The following is a 21,359-nucleotide window of genomic DNA, read 5'->3' on the forward strand; positions in this document are numbered from 1 at the left end:
CCCCCCCCCCCCCCCCCCCGCGACCGCGCGGCGCGGCGCTGCCGCCGCGCTTGTTGGCGCCTCGCCCGTGGCGGGGGCGCCCGCCAGAACCGCCGCCCGTGTCCACACGGGCGGCTTCGGCCGCTCGCCGGCCAGCCGTTCCACGGCCCGGCGGCGAATGCCGTTCAGCTCTCGCATCGGCAGGATCACGTCGCCATGCAGCTCCGTGTCCAGCTTCTCGAGCTGGAATACCGTGCCGCCGAGACGGCCGAACTGCTCTTCGAGCAGCGCGTCGTCCATCGGCCGCTTTTGCGCGACCTCCAGCTCAAGCTCGGAGTCTACGCGCACGGTCGTCCCCTTCTGCACATCCGTCCAGAAGGTAGTCAAAAGCCCGCCGGCCTGTCCAACCGCCCGGACATGCACCGGGAACACACGGTACGGCTTTTCGGTCTCGAACGTTTGGCGCAAGCGTTTATCCAGCGCGGGATCGCTTGTCTTCCAAATCCGGTCGCCGACATGCACCTTCCGCAGATCCACGTCATTGCGTCCCGGAACGATGTCCACGATCCAGCTCTCGCCGGCCTCGCCTTCCAACTTGACGCCTTTGCGCCGCAGGTCGTAAACGCGACCGCCCTCTTCTTTTTTCGTCGGATCCCCGGCGTCAAACACAATACCATCGCCACGTTTCAGGGGAGCTTCCAGCTTGCAGACGACGCCGTCCCGCAAAATTTGCTCCACTCTGCCGAGATAAACCCCACGGCTTTTGGGGAAGGTGCCCTCTACCAGCTTTTTATTGTTGGTTCCTTCCAGGAAGCCATGCGTGAAGCCGCGCGAAAAACTCTGCTGCAGCTCGCGGATTTCTTCTTTGGTCGCACGGGTATCGTCGCCGTCAAAATACCGGTCGATGGCGCTTCGGTATTTGCCTACGACATTGGCCACATACTCCGGGCTTTTCATCCGTCCCTCGATCTTGAACGAAGTGACCCCCGCCTCGATCAGCTCCGGCATGATATCGATCGCCGCCAAATCCTTGGGCGACAGCAAATAAGCAACATCGCCCATCGGCTGCTGCACCCCATCGACCATCAGGTCGTAGGGCAGGCGGCAGGCTTGAGCGCATTCCCCGCGGTTGGCGGAACGCCCGCCCCACATTTCCGAGGTCAAGCATTGACCCGAATACGAAACGCAAAGCGCGCCATGCACGAACACTTCCATCGGAAGCTTCGCCTGATCGCCGATTATTTTGATTTGCTTCAGGTTATTTTCGCGACCCAATACAACCCGCTCCATCGCCCAAGGCTTAGTGAATTCCACCGCTTCTGGAGAGGTCATTGTCATTTGCGTAGATCCGTGAATCGGAAAATCCGGCGAGAGCTCCCGAATCAGCTTCACCAGCCCCAGATCCTGGACGATGACCGCGTCGACGCCGGCCTCGATACAAACCTCGACCAATTCCCGAGCATCCTTCAGTTCATCCTCGAAAACGAGAATGTTAAAGGTCAGAAAGCCTTTGACTCCATAGCTGTGCAGAAAAGCCATAATTTCCGGCAGTTCTTCCATCCGGAAATTATTGGCGCGAGCCCGGGCGTTGAACTTCTCTACGCCGAAATAGACCGCGTCCGCCCCGTTCGCTACGGCGGCTCTCATGCAGTCCCAGTCCCCCGCAGGGGCCAGCAGCTCCACATCCTGTCTGGTGATATTCGTCTTGCTCATGTATATCCTCCCCATGCGCTTCTTTTGGCCCATGCTATAATTTAAATTTAAGATTTCTACAACTCATCTATTTTACCAGACATCGTTCTAAGTCTCTAGTACATATCCATTCCAGCGGGACAATGCAAAAAAGACGCTTGGTTCCGGAGCGGAACGAACCGTCTTGAAAGCTTGCGTACATACGGAGTTAAGGTTTAGTTTTCCGTCTAATTTACGGGACCGTGTCAAGTATCTTTATTAAACGTCATTATTCATGCTTAACTGAACCATGCTTTGATCATGATCGCGTCCGAAGCCAAAAATACAAGCAAGCTAAACAACCCGAAAGCGATTGCAAACAGATTTTTCTTTGGCCGCTGAAGCACCAGACGGACGACACCGATAAAAATGAGCACGGTAAATAAAATCATGAAAATATCAAATCCGTTGTAGGTCGTGGTGGTTTCTCCCGCAGCAGCAGCGAGCAACATCGCGAGCCCTCCTCTTCATCGTTCCACGAATTTACACATTCTGTTTCTATGTTATCGTTCCGCCCGCCCGTACGCAAGTAAAATGACAAAATATCGTCAAATTTTCATGCAGATATTCTTTCTTTTTTGTTCATTAATATGATTTTATGCCTTGCCGCATGAATTATCATTAGTTCTTTAGGTTCTTATAAGGAAGTGTTATGATGCATCTCACGTTTATCGGTTTACGGTACCTCTGTTCTGTGTTACGATTAACCATTATATCTAAGTTGATTAGTCGGAATTACGTTATTTTATTCCTTTATCATTAGGAGGATCAAATATGGCTTATGAACCGATTTGGGCCGCTGAGCCGGAAAAGCTGAGCAAGTTCGAATTCGTCAAGCTGGAAAAAGACGGGCTGGACGTTATTCGCACGATTATCGAAAAATACGCCGTGGAAGGTTATGATTCAATCACCCCCGACGACATGGACCGTTTCAAATGGGCAGGCGTGTATCAGCAAAAACCCCGTGACGGCCATTTCATGATGCGCGTACGGATCACCACGGGGATTATGACCAGCAAGCAAGCCCGGGCTCTTGCGGAAATTTCCAATCTATACGGACGGGGACTAGTGGACGTGACCACCCGTCAAGCGATCCAATTTCATTGGCTGCGCGTAGAGAACTTGCCGGATATTTTCAAGCGGCTGGATGAGGTGGGGCTGTACTCTTTCGAGGCTTGCGGCGACTGCCCGCGGACCATCGTCGGGAATCCGTTAGCCGGGATCGATAAAGACGAACTGCTCGACACAACTGACATCGTGGAAGAAGTAAACCGCTTTTTCGTGTTGAACCGGGATTTCTCCAATCTGCCCCGCAAATACAAAATGTCGATCTCTTCCAACGTGTATAATAACGCGCAGGCGGAAATCAACGATCTGTCTCTAACTCCGGCCATAAAAGTGATCAATGGCGAGGATGTTATCGGCTTTCATGCCATGGTTGGCGGAGGGCTGTCCGCCAAACCCCATTTGGCGCAGCCGCTGGATATTTTCGTACGGCCTGAAGAGGTTCTGAAGGTTGCTATTGGCGTGACCACCATTTTTCGGGATCACGGTTACCGTGAAAAACGCCATCATGCCCGCCTGAAATTTCTTGTCGCCGACTGGGGACCGGACAAATTCAAAGAAAAGCTGGTGGAGCTCGTTGGCGAGCTTCCTTCACGCGGGGAAGACAAGACTGCGGGCTGGCAAGCCGCATATTTCGATGGAGTTCATCCTCAGAAGCAGGCCGGACTTCATTATATCGGACTAAACGTCCCCGTCGGCCGTCTTAACTCGGATGAGCTGGTGCAGCTTGCCGATGTGGCCGACCAATACGGCGACGGTAAAATTCGCACCACCATGTCCCAAAATATTTTGCTTAGCGGAATTCCAGACGATAAATTGGAAGAAGCGCTCAAAGCGCCGATCCTGGAACGTTTGACGCCGAATCCAAAACATTTCTTGAGCCGCACCGTTTCCTGCACAGGCAACGAGTTTTGCAACTTGGCCATTGTCGAAACGAAACGCCGGGCCGTGGAAGTCGCCGAATATCTTGACCGCCATCTGGAACTGGACGAGAAGATTCGGATTCATTTTATCGGCTGCCCAAATGCCTGCGGACAAAAGCAAGTGGCCGACATCGGCCTGCAGGGTTCGCTCGTAAAAACGCCGGAAGGCATGGTCGATGCCTTTGATATCGCGGTGGGCGGAACGTTGGGTGGAGGTGAGAACGGTCCAAAAGCGCAATTTACGCAAAACTTGAAGGGCCGCGTAAAAGGCGATCAGGTGGGTAAGGTGCTGGAACAACTGCTGCTATTCTATAAAGAGAACCGGAACGCGGCGGAATCGTTCCACAGCTTTTACCTTCGTGTGGGCTTAACCGCCTTCCAGGATAAGTTGAATATTATCTTGGCTAGCGAACTCGCTTCTTAACCTATTTCAAATTTACTAATTTATGTGATATTGTGGGACCAGAAGGATACATTAAAAAAGTGAAGATGCGCGAACATCTTCACTTGGCAACAGCCGCTTTTAAGGGCGATAGGCTTTCAAAGGCTTATGTCGTATGAAATAGACCGGTCACCTTCCAAGGGCGGTCTATTTCTTTTTGTCTTGGTTCAACGCCATGACGATCCATACGACAAATCCTATGAGCGCAATAATAACGCACCAAAACTAATCATCAATGTCAAAGCATCTTTAACCTTCACGGGCTTCACCTCCTTTGCAGGAGACTAGCCGACCGCCCATCCAAGCGATTCTGTTGTCAAGGTTAATCATAAAAGAGACGATAAATTAAAAGGCCGCTTTCCACCTTATATAATGGTGAAAAGCGGCCTTATTGGATTAACCCACTTCCCTATCTCTTATATCGCCTTCCAGTTCCAACGTTCGTCTCGTATCACGCTCGAGGATCGGCGCCAAATAGCGGCCAGTGTAGGAGTTCTCCACCTTCACGAGTTCCTCCGGAGTGCCGGTCGCGATGATGGTGCCTCCCCCGTTTCCGCCTTCCGGACCCAAATCGATCAAGTAGTCGGCGGTTTTGATCACGTCGAGGTTATGCTCGATCACGAGCACCGTTTCGCCGGAGTCGACGAGGCGATGCAATACCTTGAGCAGACGGTCGATGTCGTCGACATGAAGCCCGGTCGTCGGCTCGTCCAAAATATAAATTGTTTTGCCCGTACTGCGGCGATACAGCTCGGATGCCAATTTCACGCGCTGTGCTTCGCCGCCGGACAGCGTTGTCGCCGGTTGCCCCAAGTTGACGTATCCCAGACCTACATCCAGCAGCGTTTGAAGCTTGCGGTGGATCTTGGGAATGTTTTGGAAAAATTCCGTCGCATCCTCGACAGTCATTTCAAGCACGTCCGCGATACTCTTGTTCTTATATTTAACTTCCAGCGTTTCGCGGTTGTAACGTTTCCCTTTGCATATTTCGCAAGGTACGTACACATCCGGCAGGAAGTGCATTTCAATTTTGATGATGCCATCGCCGCGGCAGGCTTCACAGCGTCCACCCTTGATGTTGAAGCTGAAACGGCCCTTCTTATAGCCGCGCACTTTAGCTTCGTTCGTCTGCGAGAACAAGTCGCGAATATCGTCGAACACGCCCGTATAGGTGGCCGGGTTGGAGCGCGGCGTACGGCCGATCGGCGACTGATCGATATCCACGACCTTTTCCACATGCTCCAGGCCCTTGATTTCGCGGTATTGCCCCGGACGGACTTTGGCTTTGTTTAAGTCGCGTGCCAGCGTTTTATACAAAATCTCGTTGACCAGCGTCGATTTCCCCGAACCCGAAACACCGGTTACGGCTGAAAACACACCAACCGGAAACTTGACGTTGATGTTCTTCAAGTTATTTTCCTTGGCGCCTTTGACTTCCAGCCAGCGGCCATCCGGCTTCCGACGCTCAGAGGTCACCGGAATGAACTTCTTGCCGCTCAGATACTGCCCCGTGAGCGACTTCGGATCATTCATGATCTCCTGCGGCGTTCCTTGCGAAACAACCTCGCCGCCATGAATACCCGCTCCCGGACCGATATCGACGATGTAGTCGGCGGCAAGCATCGTGTCTTCGTCATGCTCGACGACAATCAACGTATTGCCGAGGTCGCGCATTTGCGCCAACGTCGAGATCAACCGGTCGTTATCCCGCTGATGCAGGCCGATACTTGGCTCGTCAAGAATGTACAGCACACCCATCAAGCTGGAGCCGATTTGGGTGGCCAGCCGGATACGCTGTGCTTCCCCGCCGGATAATGTGCCGGCTGCGCGGCTGAGCGTCAGGTAATCAAGACCGACGTTCACCAGGAAGCCGAGACGGCTGTTGATCTCTTTCAAGATCATATGGGCAATCGTCGTTTCTTTTTCGCTCAGCGTCAAACCGTCAAAGAAGCGCATCGCTTCCCCTATGGAGAGCGCCGTGACATAAGCCATGTTCTCTCCATTGACGGTAACGGCCAGGCTCTCTTTCTTCAAGCGATGGCCTTTGCAAGTTGCGCAGGGCTTGGAGCCCATGAATTCCTCGATAAACTCGCGGATTCCCTCCGAGCTTGTCTCGCGGTACCTCCGTTCCAGATTATGAACGATCCCTTCGAACGTAACATAAGCGTCTTTGCTCATGCCGAAATCATTTTGATAACGGAACCGGATCCGGGTCGTCCCCGTACCGTAAAGCAGCTTATCCATCTGATCCTTGGTGAGCTCGGAGACCGGCACATTTTGCGCAATATTGTAATGCTCGCACACCGATTTCAGAAATTGAGGATAATAGTTGGACGTACTGCCCGCCCAAGCTTCGAATGCTCCCTGCTCGATGCTCTTGGACATATCCGGCACCAGCAAATCCGGGTCAACGATCATCTTGGCGCCGAGGCCGTCGCAATCCGGGCAAGCGCCGAACGGGCTGTTGAACGAAAACATCCGCGGCGACAGTTCCTCAATGCTGAATCCGCAAATCGGGCAGGCAAAGTTCGAGCTGAAACGCAGCTCCTCCTGGCCGATGATGTCGACCAGAATCTGGCCTCCTGACATCTTCAGCGCTGTCTCGATGGAATCGGCGAGACGGCTGCGCGCGTCTTCCTTCACCACGATCCGGTCGACGATAACCTCGATCGAATGCTTTTTATTTTTCTCAAGTTCGATATTCTCCGACAAGTCGCGCTGCTCGCCATTGACCCGAACCCGAACGAAGCCCTGCTTGGCAATTTCGCTGAAGAGACTCTTATGCTCTCCCTTCTTCCCGGATACGACCGGCGCCAAAATCTGCAGACGCGTCCGTTCGGGATACTGCATAATGCGGTCAACCATTTGCTCAACGGTCTGGGACGTAATTTCAATGCCGTGATCAGGACAATGAGGATGTCCCACTCGGGCGAACAGCAAACGCAAATAATCGTAGATCTCCGTTACGGTTCCCACTGTGGAACGAGGGTTGCGGCTTGTCGTTTTTTGGTCGATGGAAATGGCCGGCGACAGCCCTTCGATCGAATCCACGTCCGGTTTCTCCATCTGACCCAAAAACTGCCGGGCATACGCGGATAACGACTCCACATAACGGCGTTGTCCTTCGGCATAAATCGTGTCAAAGGCAAGCGACGATTTACCGGAACCGCTGAGCCCCGTCAACACCACAAACCGGTCGCGCGGAATGGTGATGTTGATATTTTTCAAATTGTGCGCCCTGGCGCCTTTAATCACAATATTATCACTAGCCAATCCCTTTCACTCCTTTAGCGACGGCACGCCGCTTTATTTCTATTGCAAAAATATCGATATATCTATTCCGCCCGTAGCTCCAGAATGGCGTCGCGCAGTTCGGCGGCACGCTCAAATTGCAGGTTCTTGGCGGCTTCTTTCATCTCGACTTCCAGTCTTCCGATCATTGCCTCGCGATCGCGTTTGGACATCTTGCCCTTGGCGTCCGCCAGATAATCGTTTTTGCTCTCTGCGACTTTGGTCGCTTCAATGACGTCGCGAATTTTCTTGCGGATCGTCTGCGGCGTAATCCCATGCTTCTCATTATACGCGATCTGAATCGAACGGCGGCGTTCGGTTTCCTTAATGGCCTTATCCATCGACTCCGTAATGCCATCGCCGTACATCAATACGCGGCCGTCCGAGTTCCGCGCGGCACGGCCGATCGTCTGGATCAGTGATCGCTCCGAGCGGAGGAATCCTTCCTTGTCGGCGTCCAGTATCGCAACCAGGGAAACTTCCGGCAGATCAAGTCCTTCTCGCAGCAGGTTGATCCCGATCAGAACATGGAAGGTTCCCAGCCGCAAGTCGCGGAGTATGCTCATCCGCTCCAGCGTTTTAATATCCGAATGCAGGTATCTTACCTTGATGCCAACCTCTTTCAGGTAGTCGGTCAAGTCCTCGGACATTTTTTTGGTCAAGGTCGTAACCAGGACGCGTTCATCCTTGGCGATCCGTTCGCGGATTTCGCCGATCAGATCGTCGATTTGGCCTTTGGTCGGACGAACTTCGATGACCGGATCAAGCAGGCCGGTCGGACGAATAATCTGCTGCACCATCGTGTTGCAGTGTTCTAGTTCATAAGGTCCCGGCGTCGCGGAAACGTATATGAGCTGGTTCGCTTTATCCTCAAACTCTTCAAACCGAAGCGGGCGGTTATCGAGCGCCGAAGGCAAGCGGAACCCATGGTCCACGAGCACGTTTTTACGCGCCTGGTCACCGTTGTACATGGCTCTAATTTGAGGCAGCGTGACATGGGATTCATCGATCACGATTAACATGTCGTCCGGAAAATAATCCATCAGCGTATATGGAGTCGCCCCTCGTTCCCGGAAGGTCAACGGCCCGGAATAGTTCTCGATCCCGGAGCAGAAACCGACTTCCTTCATCATTTCGATATCATACCGCGTGCGCTGTTCCAAACGCTGGGCTTCCAGCAGCTTGCCTTGAGCGCGGAATAATTCAAGCCGCTCCTCCAGCTCTCTTTCGATATTCTGGATGGCGATTTTCATCGTCTCCTCCTGGGTCACGAAGTGAGAGGCCGGAAAGATCGCGACATGATCCCGTTCTCCGACCAATTCGCCGGTCAGAACGTCGATTTCGGTAATCCGCTCGATTTCGTCGCCGAAAAACTCCACTCTTATCGCGCGCTCCCCATGGGAAGCCGGAAAAACCTCCAAAACATCGCCGCGTACGCGAAACGTGCCGCGTACGAAATTGATGTCGTTCCGCTGATATTGGATGTCTACCAGCCGGCTCAAAATCTGGTTCCGCGGCTTCTCCATGCCTACACGAAGAGACAAAACGAGATTACGGTACTCCATAGGAGAACCGAGACCGTAGATGCACGACACGCTCGCCACAATAATGACGTCCCGCCGTTCAAACAGGGAACTCGTCGCGGAGTGCCGCAATTTATCGATTTCTTCATTAATGCTGGAGTCTTTCTCAATGTAGGTATCCGACGACGGAATGTAGGCTTCCGGCTGATAGTAATCGTAGTAACTGACGAAGTAGTCTACCGAGTTGTTGGGGAAAAATTCTTTGAATTCGCTGGCGAGCTGCGCGGCCAGTGTTTTGTTATGGGCGATGACCAAAGTTGGCCGGCCCAACTGCGCAATCGTATGGGCGATCGTGAACGTCTTCCCCGTACCGGTGGCGCCCAGCAGGGTTTGGTGCTTCTTTCCAGTGCGTACGCCCGCAATAAGCTCCTTCACCGCTTCGGGTTGATCGCCCTGCGGCGTAAACTCGGAGATGAGCTCAAATTTATTATCGCTGAATACAATTTCACTCATTGTCCAATATCACCCTTATCGTCTAAAATGAAGTTCTAGAGGGTTAAAAATTTGTCGAATTATATAAAAACAGAGATTTCTCCCTCGTTATGGTTAACCCAGGCTTATACCGTATTTTGTAAAATAGGAATGGGTGTTCCCATGTATTATACCTTTTTCGTGCTGCAGATGCAAACGATAAGTCGAGAACAGGAGCTGTGGACATTATTATGGATATCGCAACCATACTAGGCATCATTGTAGGACTCGCGGCTATGATCGGCGGATTTTTGTGGGAGGGTGGAGAACTGGCAGGCCTGATGCAAATCACGGCGGCATTGATCGTTTTTGGCGGAACCGTTGCCGCCGTAATGATCAGCTTCCCGATCGCAAAGTTAAAAAACGTGCCCCGCGCCCTGGCGCTGGCGTTTACCTCGAGGGTACGCGAGCCGAAGAATTTAATCGAAGATATCGTCGGCATGTCTTCAATTGCCCGGCGCGAAGGCGTGCTGGCGCTGGAGAAAAAAGCGTCCGAGCATGAGGAACCTTTTCTCCGCGAGGGCATTCAGCTGGTCGTTGACGGAACGGACCGAGGCATGGTCGAACAGATCATGGGGCTGGAAATCGACGCCGTGGAGAAAAAATATGACGACTATGCCAAAATATTCGAATCCGCCGGTGGATACGCTCCAACCATGGGGATCATCGGCACTGTCATGGGATTGATCCATGTTTTGAGCAGCCTTACCGAACCGACGGCGCTGGGTCCTTCCATCGCGCTTGCTTTTACCGCGACCTTGTACGGCGTCGCCAGCGCGAATTTGATCTTCCTGCCGATCGCCTCCAAAATCAAATCCCGGGGTGAAGACGCGGTCGACCGGTTGGAATTACTGCTCCAGGGAATTCTGTCGATCCAGAACGGGGATCACCCGCTGCTCATTCGCCGCAAGCTGGAATCGTTCCAGGAGGCGGATCATTCGAAGCTGCTTCCGCCCGCTTCAAACCGTCCGGCGCCGGGGACCGCGATTGACGCCGATTCCAGGGAGAGTCAGGCATGAGAACCCATAGACGTTCGCACAAAACGGAACGCCGCGACACCAAAGACCGCTGGATGATTACCTACGCCGACTTGATCACGCTTCTGCTCATTTTTTTCGTCGTCATGTATGCCATGAGCCGCCTGGATGTTGAAAAATATCAAGTCGTCACCCAGTCTCTGCAGTCGACATTCAGAACCGGTGATTCCCTGCTGGAAAAAGGCACCGGAATCGACGGCACGGAGGATAAGTACGAGTTCAAGAACCCGCCTGACACGGACAACAAAGGGAACAGCCAGGGCAGCGGAGGCAAAGACCAGGCTAACGGCAAAACCGATCAGACCCCGATGACGGAGCGGGAGCTTGCTTTTCGCAAGCAGGAAGAGCAGCTAAGCAACCTGATGAAAATGATTCAGTCCTACATCAAGGCCAACCATTTGGAGGATCAAATCCGGGTTGCCGATCTGCCCAAAGGCATATCGATTACATTAAGCGACCGCTTCCTGTTCGATACCGGCAAAGCCGATCTGAAAAGCGGTTCGGCCAAAACCTTGTCCCAATTGGCCAGTTTGTTCCGCCAGCTCGACACGGCCATCAGTATCGAGGGCCATACCGACAATCTGCCAATCGTATATTCCTCCGAGTATAAAGACAACTGGGAACTGTCCGGCGCCCGGGCGCTGTCGGTGCTCCGCTTCTTTATCGACAAAGAGAAGCTCGACCAGAAAAACTTCCAATATGCCGGATACGCCGATACTCGCCCGGCTGCTGACAACAGCACCGCCGCGGGCCGGCAAAAGAACCGCCGCGTGGAAATCACCGTTTTGCGCCAGCTTCAGCAGTAATGAAAAACACGGCCTTAACCAGTGAAAGTTCTCATTGGTCCAGCCGTGTTTTTGATTGGCGCAGGAAACGTGAATAATTTTAAAGCCAAAGTGTTGTATTCTATGCAGCATTTGAGGCGTAGAACAAACGATGCTGCTCAAATTGTTGTATTTCCTACAACAATTTGAGACTTAGCAGCCGCTTTTGGGTCCGTATGCATCCGATATGTTGCACTTTTTGCAGCAATTGGCCGCCAGTCGCACGGTATGATCAAAAATCTTGCATGTTATGCAAGATTTTAAAATTGATGCGGTTCAAAATGCGGAGGCCATCCGAATCCGAATGGAATGCGACCGGATTGCGAACTGCCCGCACTTGATGCGCCAGGGCAGAACCGTCAGAGCGCGCCCCCTGCGCGTCACGCGCCCGTGTCGCTTTCGCGGCGCGCTCTCGCTTCGGCCCCGCCGCGGGCGGGCGACTTGGCGCCGCTGCGCGGCCGAAGCAGCTGCAGCAGCGACAGCGGCTGCAGCCTTACCGCCACCGGCGCCTTCTCGTCCGGCGCCAGAATGGCGCCGAGCTGATGGTGATCGCCGGCGTAAATGGCCCGCTGGAGGAACTTGCTCTCGCCCGCGAGATTCAGCACCTCCAGCTTGCAAAATGCCGGATTGATCCGCAGCGCGGCATGCAGATCCTCCTTCGTCGGCACGGCCACGCTGTTCACCTTAGCGATCGTCTCGCCCGCCCGGATACCCAGTTCCTCGGCCGGACTTCCCGGCAGCACGGCGAGCACCTTCAGTCCGCCTTGCGGGTTGACGAACAGCGGACTGCGGTGCTGCTCCTCAAAGCGGCTGAGCCAAACGAGCCCTTCGTGCAGCAAGAACGAGGCCAGTGCCGCGAGCAGAACCAACGGGCTCCAAAAGGCCGACAGCAGCGCTAACACAAGCACCACAAAGCCGTATCCCAGCAGGCGTCCGGAAGAGATCCGGACCTTTTCTCCCGGCAGCATTCCAATCGTCATCTCCGAGAAGCCAATGATCATCGGCAGCGCCACAATGCCAAAGCCCCCCTGCCAGGCGTCGCCGCCGAAGAAAGGCGTCCACGGCAGCACGCCCCCGGAGGTTTGGGCCGGGATCAGCAAAAGCAAAGGAACCGGCCATAGGCTCTGCATTTGGTAGCCGCCGACCAGCTTTCCGCGTTTGCCTTCATAGAACAGCGGCCCCGCAAAATCGGCCCCCTGCCACCGTACAAGCAGTCCTTCCGCCAAATGCAGCAGCCCGACCAGACATAAGAGAGCCGGAATATTCAGCTCGCGAATGACCCGAACGCCATCTCCAATCCAGCCTGAACCCTGGAAATCCGGAAACAAATTCAGCGTAAACTGAATAACGCCAAGCAGACCCACCGAATAAGCCATGCACAAATAACGGACGCGAAACAGCAGCAGCACAATGGTAACCACCCATATGCAAACGATGCCCTCCACCGTCAGCGTCATCCCGAGAAACGCGGACACCAAAGATACCGCAATCCCTGCCAGCAGGCCGCCAAGCACCGTCCTCCAGGTTTGCGCTCCCCAGCCGTGCAGCCGGACATGAAACAATTTCCGCTCAAGCAGTACTTGTCTTCGGTACAGCAGCATAATCAAAATAATCGAAATATAGTAAAAGGGCTGCAGAAACAATTGGGCTCCCGCTAACGCCAAACTCCATAATCCTTCAAGCACCAGATCCAAGGGGTCTTCACGCTCCTTAATTCGTTACATTGTTGTCCAACTGAATAAACGTCCTGGACAAGAAAAAAAGAAGGCCGGAAAATCAGCCTTCTTACTTTATTCGACGCCTAGGGCGCGATTTCCTTCCGGACCTCGGTGATGGCTTGGTTCATCTGCGCATCGTTCTTCGGATCGCGGATTTTATCGATCAGGCTGCTTTCCAGCGACTTCGCCGTGTTGGTGTCCAGAACGCCGTTTGCGGAAAGTTTATGGCTGCTTTGGAACTCTTTCAGGGCGTTTTCCGTATTTTTATCGAAATAGCCGTCCTTGCGTCCCGGGTTTATTCCCAAACCACTAAGCATGATCTGCGCGCTTTTGATATCCTCGCCAAGCATATCAAATTTGAACGTCTTTTCCTTGTTGATCGGCGCTACCGAAAAATAATCCGGCTGAGCTACCGCAATATCCGGTTTGATGCCTTTCTTATGAATCCATTCACCGTTAGGCGTCAGCCACTTGGCGATCGTAATCTTCAACAAACTGCCGTCGCCCATTTCCTGGCTAAAGCTTGACTGTACCGTCCCTTTGCCGTAAGTCGTTTCACCGACCAGTTTGGCGCCCGCCGATTCCTGCAGGGCTCCCGCCAAAATTTCCGACGCGCTTGCGCTGCCTTTATTCGTCAATACGGCAACCGGATACGATTTGCCGCTGCCGTTCGACACGGTTTTCTCGCGTCGCCCAGCCCTATCCTCGACCTGGACGATGGTCTTTCCCTTCGGAACGAACTGCTCCGCCATCTCGGTTACAATCTGAAGCACGCCGCCCGGATTGTTACGAACATCGATAATCAACCCGTTCAGGCCCTTTTTCTCCAAAGAAGCTATTTCCTGCTTAAAACGATCAGCTGTATTCATCGAAAACTCAGTGATCTCAATAACGCCGATTCCTCCGTCCTCCATATGCGAATACACGGTTTCCAGGGGGATATCGTCGCGAACGATCGTAAACTCCAACGTTTCGGTGTTACCCGTCCGCTTGACTTTCATTTTGGCCTCCGAACCTTTGGGACCGCGGATTTTAGCCACCGCTTCATTTAAGCTAAGTCCTTCAAACGTCTCCCCGTTGACCGAAATCAAAATATCTTTAGGTCTAATCCCGGCTTTTTCCGCAGGCGAGCCTTTGATGGGGGATACCACCACCACGTTGCCGTCCTCCAGCGAAACCTCGGCGCCGATTCCCGAAAAAGAACCTTCGATCTCCTCCGAGAATTGCTGGGCAGTATCCGGGGCCATATAAGTGGAGAACGGATCGCCAAGCGCATTCATCATACCGTCAATCGCTCCGTCGATCAATTTGGTTTGGTCAACTTTCTCGACATAATTGCTCTCCACGAGATCAAGCGCCTTCTCGATCTTTTTGACGCCCGCCTTAGAGCTTTGGCTCGTGCTATTATCCGCAAATACGCCGCTTCGCAAGGGACCGGAATCGGCAAAGCTCCATTCGCCCGTAAGCGTTAAGGTAAGCAAGCTGCTGACCAGCATCGCAGCCAGGACGAGAAAAGCCACCGTACGTCCTTTAAACATGAATGAAATTCACCGCCTCAAGTCCAAGTTGGAATGTTTCATAGTATATGTCCAGCTTGTACGAAATATTTGTATTTCAAGCCGAATGAAGGAAAAAACGGATACACATCCCTTACGGGCGGTATCCGTTAATCTCGAACACAAAATTATTTTATTACAAATAAGGCATCGGGTCTACCGCCTTGCCGTCAATACGGACTTCAAAGTGGCAGTGAGGTCCGGTCGAATCCCCGGTACTTCCCACTTCGGCGATTTTTTCGCCTTTTTTCACCTGCTGCCCTTTTTCCACCTTGATTCCGCCGTTGCGGATATGGCCGTACAATGTCCAGACATTATCGCCGTGATCGATGATAACCGTATTGCCGTAGCCGCTCCACCATTCAGCTACGATTACCACGCCGCCCTCGGCCGCATGAATGTCCGTACCCTGCGGAGCTGCGAAGTCCACCCCGGCATGGAGTTTTCTTACCCCGGTAATCGGATGGATCCGGTAACCGTATCCAGAGGAAATGCGGGCTCCGTCGACGGGCAGTCCCATTGAGCCGCCGTTTCCTTTAAAGCCGCCAGAGCCTGAAGAACTTCTCTTGTAGGTATAAACCTGAGCGGCTTTCAGTTTGTTTTTCTCTTGCTCGAGCGCAGCGCGTTTAGTGGCCAGTTCAACGAGCAGGGCCTCCTGATCAGCGCTAATATCGTCGGATTCTTCGATTTGATCGTTGTATTTAGCGATCAGCTGCTGCTTTTCATCTTCCTTTTGCTCCAGATCGCTTTTGCGGGATTCCGCGTCCGCGTAAAGCGTTTTGACTTTGGCGTAATCGTCGTTCAGCTGCTTTTGCTGTGTCAGAATGAGCTCTTTGTCCTTTTTATGCTCGTCCAGCAGGACATGATCCTGGTTGGCGATGGCTTGCAGAGAATCGGCGCGCTCCAGGAAATCCGTAAAGCTGGTGGAGGACAGAAGTACATCCAAGTATGAAACGGCCCCGTCCGTATACATCAACCGGATTCGGGAGTCCAGCAATTTCGAACGTTCCTGGATCCGAGCTTGCGTCTCATCCAGCTTCGTTGCGGTATTGCGCAGGTCAGTTTCCGTTTTGTCGATCTGGACCGATATTTTAGTCAGCTCGTTGCTGACAGTGTTAATCTGCCCTATCAGCTGCTGCAGATAGTTGGTGTTCTTGTTGACGTAGTGCTGAGCCGACTGCTTGTTCGCTGCGGCTTGATCTTGCTGTTTCTTGGCCGCCTTGGCCTGCTCCTGCAGCTGCTTGAGTTCTTTATCGATCTGGCTGATCGTTTTCGTTTTGGCATAGCCCTCGGTAGGATGAAAGATCATAGCGGATAAGGCGACAACGGCAACAATGGATATCCATTTCTTCAATTTGGCTTCCCCGTCCTTCTTAATCAACTTCTGAAAGCTTGGCGGGAAATAACGAACTGCAAGAAAATGTGAGCCATCGATCGCTGTTGCAATTGAATGGTCTTGGTCGAGTAAAGTTCGACAAGGTGACAATTCAATTGCAAAGGCGAACGCTAAGCAAATGCTTCCGAAGCAGCTTTCTTGCAGAAAGCTTTAACTTCTCCTGCTCCAAATTTCCTCTCCGTCCGAAATTCCCGCCGTGCTTTCCCCCACTACCATTAACCTGATTAACCAATAACGCTCTACACTTTCAAAAACTTGCGTATCGACATGGTGCTGCCCCAAATTCCGATCAGGAGTCCGAGCCCAACCAGCAGCACTGCAAATTGAACGCCGATTTCGCTAATCGGGACAAGCCGGAAAGCGAGGGTAACGTCCGCTTTGACGGAACCGACCAGTTCACTGTAGCCGAAAAACAGAACACCTACGGTAATCAGCGATCCGACTAGCCCAATCAGCGCGCCCTCGACAAAAAACGGCCCCCTGATAAAAGCGTTCGTCGCGCCAACCAGTTTCATGATGCCGATTTCCCGGCGGCGGGCCAAAATCGTAACCCGAATCGTGTTGGAGATCAGGAACATCGCCATGAGTCCGAGCCCCGCGACAAACGCAAAGCCGATATTGCGTACGGCCCGGGTTATTTTGAACAGTTTTTCGGTCGTTCCTTGACCGTAATTCACTTTATAGATCGGCTTGTCCTTGTAATTGTCGTTCAAGGCCTTGATTTTCGTGGCCACAAAAGGCACTGTGGTGGGCTCGACCACCTGGACCTTGAAGGTATCGGGAATCGGATTGGTTTTCTCGTCGTATCCTTCGAGGAGCTCTTTGCCCTCATCGCCGAGTTTTTCTTTAAAATCCTCCAAACCTTCCGCCTTCGGGATCAGCGTAACCCGGCTGACCTCTTCCATCGAGCCGATGTCGGTGTTCAGCTTGTCGATTTCCGCCTGAGTCACGTCGGAGTTGAGGTAAACCTTGATTTCCACCTGGCTGTCCGCTTCATCCGCAAAGGAATTGACATTCAAAACCAGCAGGATAAACACGCCCAGGATAAATAGAGAAACCACGATGGACGTAATCGAAGCGACCGACATCCAGCCGTTTCGAAATACATTCTTGGAGCCTTCGCGCAGATGCCTGAAGAGGGTGCTAAAAATCATAGCCGTATTCCCCTCTCAGCTGATCTCGCACGATGTTGCCGTGCTCGATGGCGATAACGCGTTTGCGCATCGTATTTACGATTTCTTTGTTGTGCGTAGCCATGACAATCGTCGTGCCCCGGAAATTGATTTCGTCGAGGAGCTGCATAATGCCCCAGGACGTTTCCGGGTCCAAATTCCCGGTAGGCTCGTCCGCAATGATGACGGACGGGTTGTTGACGATCGCCCTGGCGATCGCCACGCGCTGCTGCTCTCCTCCCGACAACTGGGAAGGGTCGCGGCTCGCTTTATTTTTCAGCCCGACGAGATCGAGCACTTCAGTCACGCGTTTTTTGATGACTTTCTTGGGAGCTTCGATAACCTCAAGGGCAAAAGCCACGTTTTCATAAGCCGTCAGCTTCGGAAGCAGGCGGAAATCCTGAAAAATAACGCCGATGTTCCGGCGGACATAAGGGATTTTGCGGGGCTTGAGCTTGCCGATATTAAAACCGTTCACGGAAATTTGCCCTTTCGTAGGCACTTCCTCCCGGTAAATTAGCTTCATGAACGTCGATTTCCCCGCTCCGGAGGGCCCGACCAGATATACGAATTCATTGCGATCGATCTTGACCGATATTCCCTTCAGGGCATGAGTTCCATTCGGATACGTCTTCCATACATCCTGCATTTCAATCACTTAATCACGTCCTAAGTCTTGATTCCTGATCCTTTGAATCGCCATACTTTACTTTCGACATGTTCCCGCCAAATCCTTTAAAAGTTGAGGAATTTCCTTTTCGTCCGCTATTTATTGTAACAAAGATGTTACCTCTTGAGTACCCGAAAGTTTCCTGAATTCCATCATATATATGGTTGTACAAGGATTTTTCCAATCGATACCGTTCATTCGAACAAAGGAGCAGACGATGAAAAAAATACGTTGGATTGGAACCGCTGTCGGCGCCCTGATTCTGCTTGGTTTGGTGCTGTTTGGCTCGCTGTGGCTGTATGCCCGGCAGGATACCATTCCTCCCGGGACCACGGTAGCAGGTATGAAGCTGGGGGGAATGAAAATCGATCAGGCCATGCACGAGCTCGAGCGGGAACTGTTAGTGCTGCGGAAAGAACAAGCGATTTTCGTCATTCAGGACTCGGAAATGAAGTTAACCTGGCAGCAAGCGGGTGTGGTTTGGTCTGCGGGGGCCTTCCGTGCTGAGGTAAATCGCATTACGGAAGGGAGCTTGTGGGAACGGGCACGAGCCCGCAAACAATTTCCCCGCGAATGGAACCTTAAGACGTCGGTGGACCGGAAGCAGCTCGGAAAAATTTTTTCTCCCAAGTGGGAAAAAGCGGAGTTCGGCGATCCCGTGAATGCCGTTCGGACGATCATGCCGGACGACAGCATCCGCTATTTGCCGGGCCAGCCCGCCAAGCGAATCGACTGGGAGCTATTTCTGGTCCGGGTGTCAGAAGCTGCTCCGCGGCAGTTGCCGAGGTCTGGCGCCGGCCGCGGCGAAAGCGGCGGGAGCGGGAACGGCGCAGCTTCTTTGAACCAGGTACGAATTATCGTACCGCTGCGACTAGCTCAGCCCAAGGTGACGATTGAAAGCTTGAAGCAAGAGGGCATTAAGCGGAAAATCATGCAATTTTCCAGCAGTCTTGCGACAAGCGGGAGCGGGCGCGTGCATAATGTCGATGCGGCAGCTCGCAGCGTGGATGGCATCGTACTGCCGCCGGGAGGAATCTTCGATTACGACAAAGCGATCGAATACGCCGAGAAAACCTACGGCTTCCGAAATGCTCCGGTCATCTTCGGCGGCAAGCTGGTGCCCGGAATCGGCGGCGGAATCTGCCAGGTTTCAAGCACCTTGTATAACGCGGCCATCCGCGCCGGGCTCACCATCGTCGAACGGCGCAATCATTCGCTTCCGGTCAGCTATGTTCCCAAAGGACAGGATGCGACGTTTGCTAAAGGTTACATTAATTTCCGTTTCAAAAACACTACCGGCCACCATCTTCTCATCCGCGCCGAGGTCGAAAATCGCCAGCTCACGATTAAGTTTTTTGGAGACATACCTCAAAACGTGAGCTACAGCATTGAATCGCGCACAACAAAGGTGCTGCCTGCGCCGAACAAATATGTAGTCAACAGCTCGCTGCCCCGAGGCAGCCAGCAGGTCCTCCTCCAGGGAAAGCCGGGATACAAGGTGGACACTTACCGAATCAAGAAAGTGAACGGCAAAGCGACGGAAACGACATTGCTCTCCAGCGACACATACCCGGCGCAGCCTACCGTAATTGCCGTCCGCCAAAAAGAAACGCCGCCGCGTTCCGTACGGCCTGAAGAAGACCGAGTAAAGACACCGAAAATCATCCTGGAAGACGGGGTTGAGGGACCCGATTTCTAGAATGAGCCGGTGGGAAGGTTACTGCAGGGGACGGGCATTTTAACTGACCTTTGGAAGACGTTTCGACGGACGTTTGGCAGACGTTTTGGAGAGAAACTGAGCGTCTGCTTTTGTCGTCAAGCCTCAACTCCCCAATAGAGGTAATTTGTGGCGCTATTTCAGCATTTTCGCCACATTCAAGGAAAATAAGGGCACTATATGGCGCTATTGTGGAATTATCGCTATAAATTCGCTATTTTTACGCCAATGATGCAAAAGTAAGGCCATTTTATGCCTTTATTTCCCCGGAAATTGTCTATCGGGGTCAAATAGCGGTAAATAAGGGCGTTATAAGCTAAAACAGGTATTGGTGTGGTGCTGTTGGTGGTGCTGTTGGTGGTGCTGTAATGTTTCGGTGTTTCGGTTGTTGGTGGTGTTCGACAAGTATGGTTTTATGCCCCGTTTTCTTGCGTGCTCCGATAAAGTTCCAGCAAGTGCAGACGTATGTATATGAATTGTTACCGTCGTATACTATAAACCGTTTCATTGTCTCGCTCCAAGCCAATTCGTTCTTTCACAGCAAAAGCCGCTCCCCCGCCGGGCTTAAGCGATAAGCACGTATGCGTTCATTTCCGCTGGCCGGCTCCACCCACTGCTTCCTCGTCAATAATTGAAGCCACTTTCTTGCCGTTTTGCTCCCCACTTTCATATGAAGGCAAATTTCTTTCGGTGTAAGCGGATGGGATGCACGCAGAAACAGCCTGATGATTTCTTTTTCAAACCAGCTTGCCTCCTCCATACCCCGATCCTCCTCGCCAAGCCATCTGCCCATGAACTGCTGGAGTGTTTGCTGACAGTACCTCGGGCTTTCCTGCACGTCATCGTACGAAAATCGGAGTATCTTCCACCCGTCCAAAATCAGATCGTTCTGCCGCCTGCACTGGTCGGAAAATTGAAAACGACTGATATTTCGAAGATGCGGTCCGTACCCGTCAATCTCAATAGCCAGTTTCATCCCCTGCCGGAGATAAGCGAAGTCGAGGAACCGACTGCCGTCTTTGAAATCGTTAACTTCATATTCGGGGTGCAGAAAGTGAAAATGTGCAAAGGCCGGCCACCAAACCTTTTTCAAAAACTGCTCCTCCGCATGCCCGATTCCATCCTCCAGCCTCCTCGCCCGTTCACCTTGCCGTTTCGCCAAATGTACCGCCACAAAATTCCTATAAGCATCATCAAGTACCATTTTCAGCCCTCGTTTCCCGGAAGATTCAAATACCTCTTTACTCGCAGAACAGAAAGACAAAGTGCGTCAATCGTCCCCAGAGAAGTAAAAACGCCCTTTGTCCACGGGGTTACCGCAAACAAAAGGCGTGTACTTCACGACATTAATGATACATCAGTCAGTTTTTAATAGAATATCACGTTTCCAAAAATTGGCGCAAGTGTTATTAATGATTACCAGGTGATCGAACTAGAAATAACGCGGCTGGTGGTACCTCCATGACCAGTTGTGCTCCATGGCTAAGGGTACCGAATAAAAATAGCGGCATGTTAGGGTCTTATTTTCGGGTTTCCTGCGTGTTGAGCAACAATAGAGGAATAAATGGACCTTAATTTCCGACAAACGGGGCACAAAGCGGCCATTCCCCGGCGATTCGAGATAATAGCGCCCTTTCAGTCCTCTATTTCACGCAAAACGAGAGATATCAGCCCATTAGAACCCTTTTGTTCCCTTATAGATACCTCTGAGATGCTTCTGAGATACCCCTGAGATGCTTCTGAGTGCTTCTGAGATGCTTCTGGGTTTTTCAACAGTGGTGATG

Annotated in this window: 14 protein-coding genes; 4 read left to right on the top strand and 10 right to left on the bottom strand. The window is 52.5% G+C overall.

Going from position 1 to position 21,359, the window contains the following annotated elements; all coding sequences use genetic code 11:
• The coding region (locus tag ACI48K_RS22155) for a peptidase U32 family protein (protein ID WP_475029819.1) at nt 1-1,692 on the bottom strand (1,692 nt) is incomplete at its 3' end.
• A gap of 257 nt (nt 1,693-1,949) precedes the next feature.
• Entirely contained in the window at nt 1,950-2,162 is a 213-nt protein-coding gene (locus ACI48K_RS22160) for a hypothetical protein (RefSeq protein WP_475029820.1), read from the bottom strand.
• Between the two features lie 322 nt (nt 2,163-2,484).
• Here ACI48K_RS22160 and ACI48K_RS22165 point away from each other — a divergent pair, with 322 nt between their 5' ends.
• Nucleotides 2,485-4,122 carry a nitrite/sulfite reductase gene (locus ACI48K_RS22165; RefSeq protein WP_475029821.1) on the top strand — a complete coding sequence of 546 codons (1,638 nt, stop codon included), beginning with the start codon at nt 2,485-2,487 and terminating at the stop codon, nt 4,120-4,122.
• Nucleotides 4,123-4,536: 414 nt separating this feature from the next.
• Here the strand turns inward: ACI48K_RS22165 and uvrA are convergent, their stop codons facing one another.
• Together uvrA and uvrB are read right to left on the bottom strand one after the other, a co-directional pair.
• A complete protein-coding gene (gene uvrA / locus ACI48K_RS22170) occupies nt 4,537-7,413 on the bottom strand; it encodes an excinuclease ABC subunit UvrA (protein ID WP_475029822.1) in 2,877 nt (958 codons plus the stop codon).
• Between the two features lie 62 nt (nt 7,414-7,475).
• A complete protein-coding gene (gene uvrB, locus ACI48K_RS22175) occupies nt 7,476-9,467 on the bottom strand; it encodes an excinuclease ABC subunit UvrB (protein ID WP_475029823.1) in 1,992 nt (663 codons plus the stop codon).
• 209 nt (nt 9,468-9,676) lie between these two features.
• Here uvrB and ACI48K_RS22180 point away from each other — a divergent pair, with 209 nt between their 5' ends.
• Both ACI48K_RS22180 and ACI48K_RS22185 read left to right on the top strand, forming a co-directional pair.
• A complete protein-coding gene (locus ACI48K_RS22180) occupies nt 9,677-10,504 on the top strand; it encodes a flagellar motor protein (protein WP_475029824.1) in 828 nt (275 codons plus the stop codon).
• Nucleotides 10,501-11,328: a flagellar motor protein MotB gene (locus ACI48K_RS22185; protein ID WP_475029825.1), complete on the top strand. Its 828-nt coding sequence runs from the start codon at nt 10,501-10,503 to the stop codon at nt 11,326-11,328. Before ACI48K_RS22180 ends, ACI48K_RS22185 begins: the two co-directional genes overlap by 4 nt.
• Before the next feature lie 398 nt (nt 11,329-11,726).
• Here the strand turns inward: ACI48K_RS22185 and ACI48K_RS22190 are convergent, their stop codons facing one another.
• From ACI48K_RS22190 to ftsE, 5 genes are all read right to left on the bottom strand, one after another.
• Complete coding sequence (locus ACI48K_RS22190; protein WP_475029826.1) at nt 11,727-13,040, bottom strand: PDZ domain-containing protein; 1,314 nt, start codon at nt 13,038-13,040, stop codon at nt 11,727-11,729.
• A gap of 107 nt (nt 13,041-13,147) precedes the next feature.
• Complete coding sequence (locus ACI48K_RS22195; protein ID WP_475029827.1) at nt 13,148-14,602, bottom strand: S41 family peptidase; 1,455 nt, start codon at nt 14,600-14,602, stop codon at nt 13,148-13,150.
• Between the two features lie 154 nt (nt 14,603-14,756).
• On the bottom strand, nt 14,757-15,974 hold the full coding sequence (locus tag ACI48K_RS22200; RefSeq protein WP_475029828.1) for a murein hydrolase activator EnvC family protein: 1,218 nt from the start codon (nt 15,972-15,974) through the stop codon (nt 14,757-14,759).
• A gap of 281 nt (nt 15,975-16,255) precedes the next feature.
• Entirely contained in the window at nt 16,256-17,170 is a 915-nt protein-coding gene (ftsX, locus tag ACI48K_RS22205) for a permease-like cell division protein FtsX (protein WP_475029829.1), read from the bottom strand.
• Entirely contained in the window at nt 17,160-17,846 is a 687-nt protein-coding gene (gene ftsE, locus ACI48K_RS22210; protein ID WP_475029830.1) for a cell division ATP-binding protein FtsE, read from the bottom strand. The genes ftsX and ftsE overlap by 11 nt, the downstream gene beginning before the upstream one ends.
• Nucleotides 17,847-18,075: 229 nt before the next feature.
• Here ftsE and ACI48K_RS22215 point away from each other — a divergent pair, with 229 nt between their 5' ends.
• Nucleotides 18,076-19,557 carry a VanW family protein gene (locus tag ACI48K_RS22215; protein ID WP_475029831.1) on the top strand — a complete coding sequence of 494 codons (1,482 nt, stop codon included), beginning with the start codon at nt 18,076-18,078 and terminating at the stop codon, nt 19,555-19,557.
• 553 nt (nt 19,558-20,110) lie between these two features.
• On the opposite strand, the gene ACI48K_RS22220 is transcribed toward ACI48K_RS22215, so the two are convergent.
• On the bottom strand, nt 20,111-20,779 hold the full coding sequence (locus ACI48K_RS22220) for a DNA-binding response regulator (protein WP_475029832.1): 669 nt from the start codon (nt 20,777-20,779) through the stop codon (nt 20,111-20,113).
• Nucleotides 20,780-21,359 lie beyond the last annotated feature (580 nt).

Source organism: Paenibacillus terrisolis, assembly GCF_056171975.1.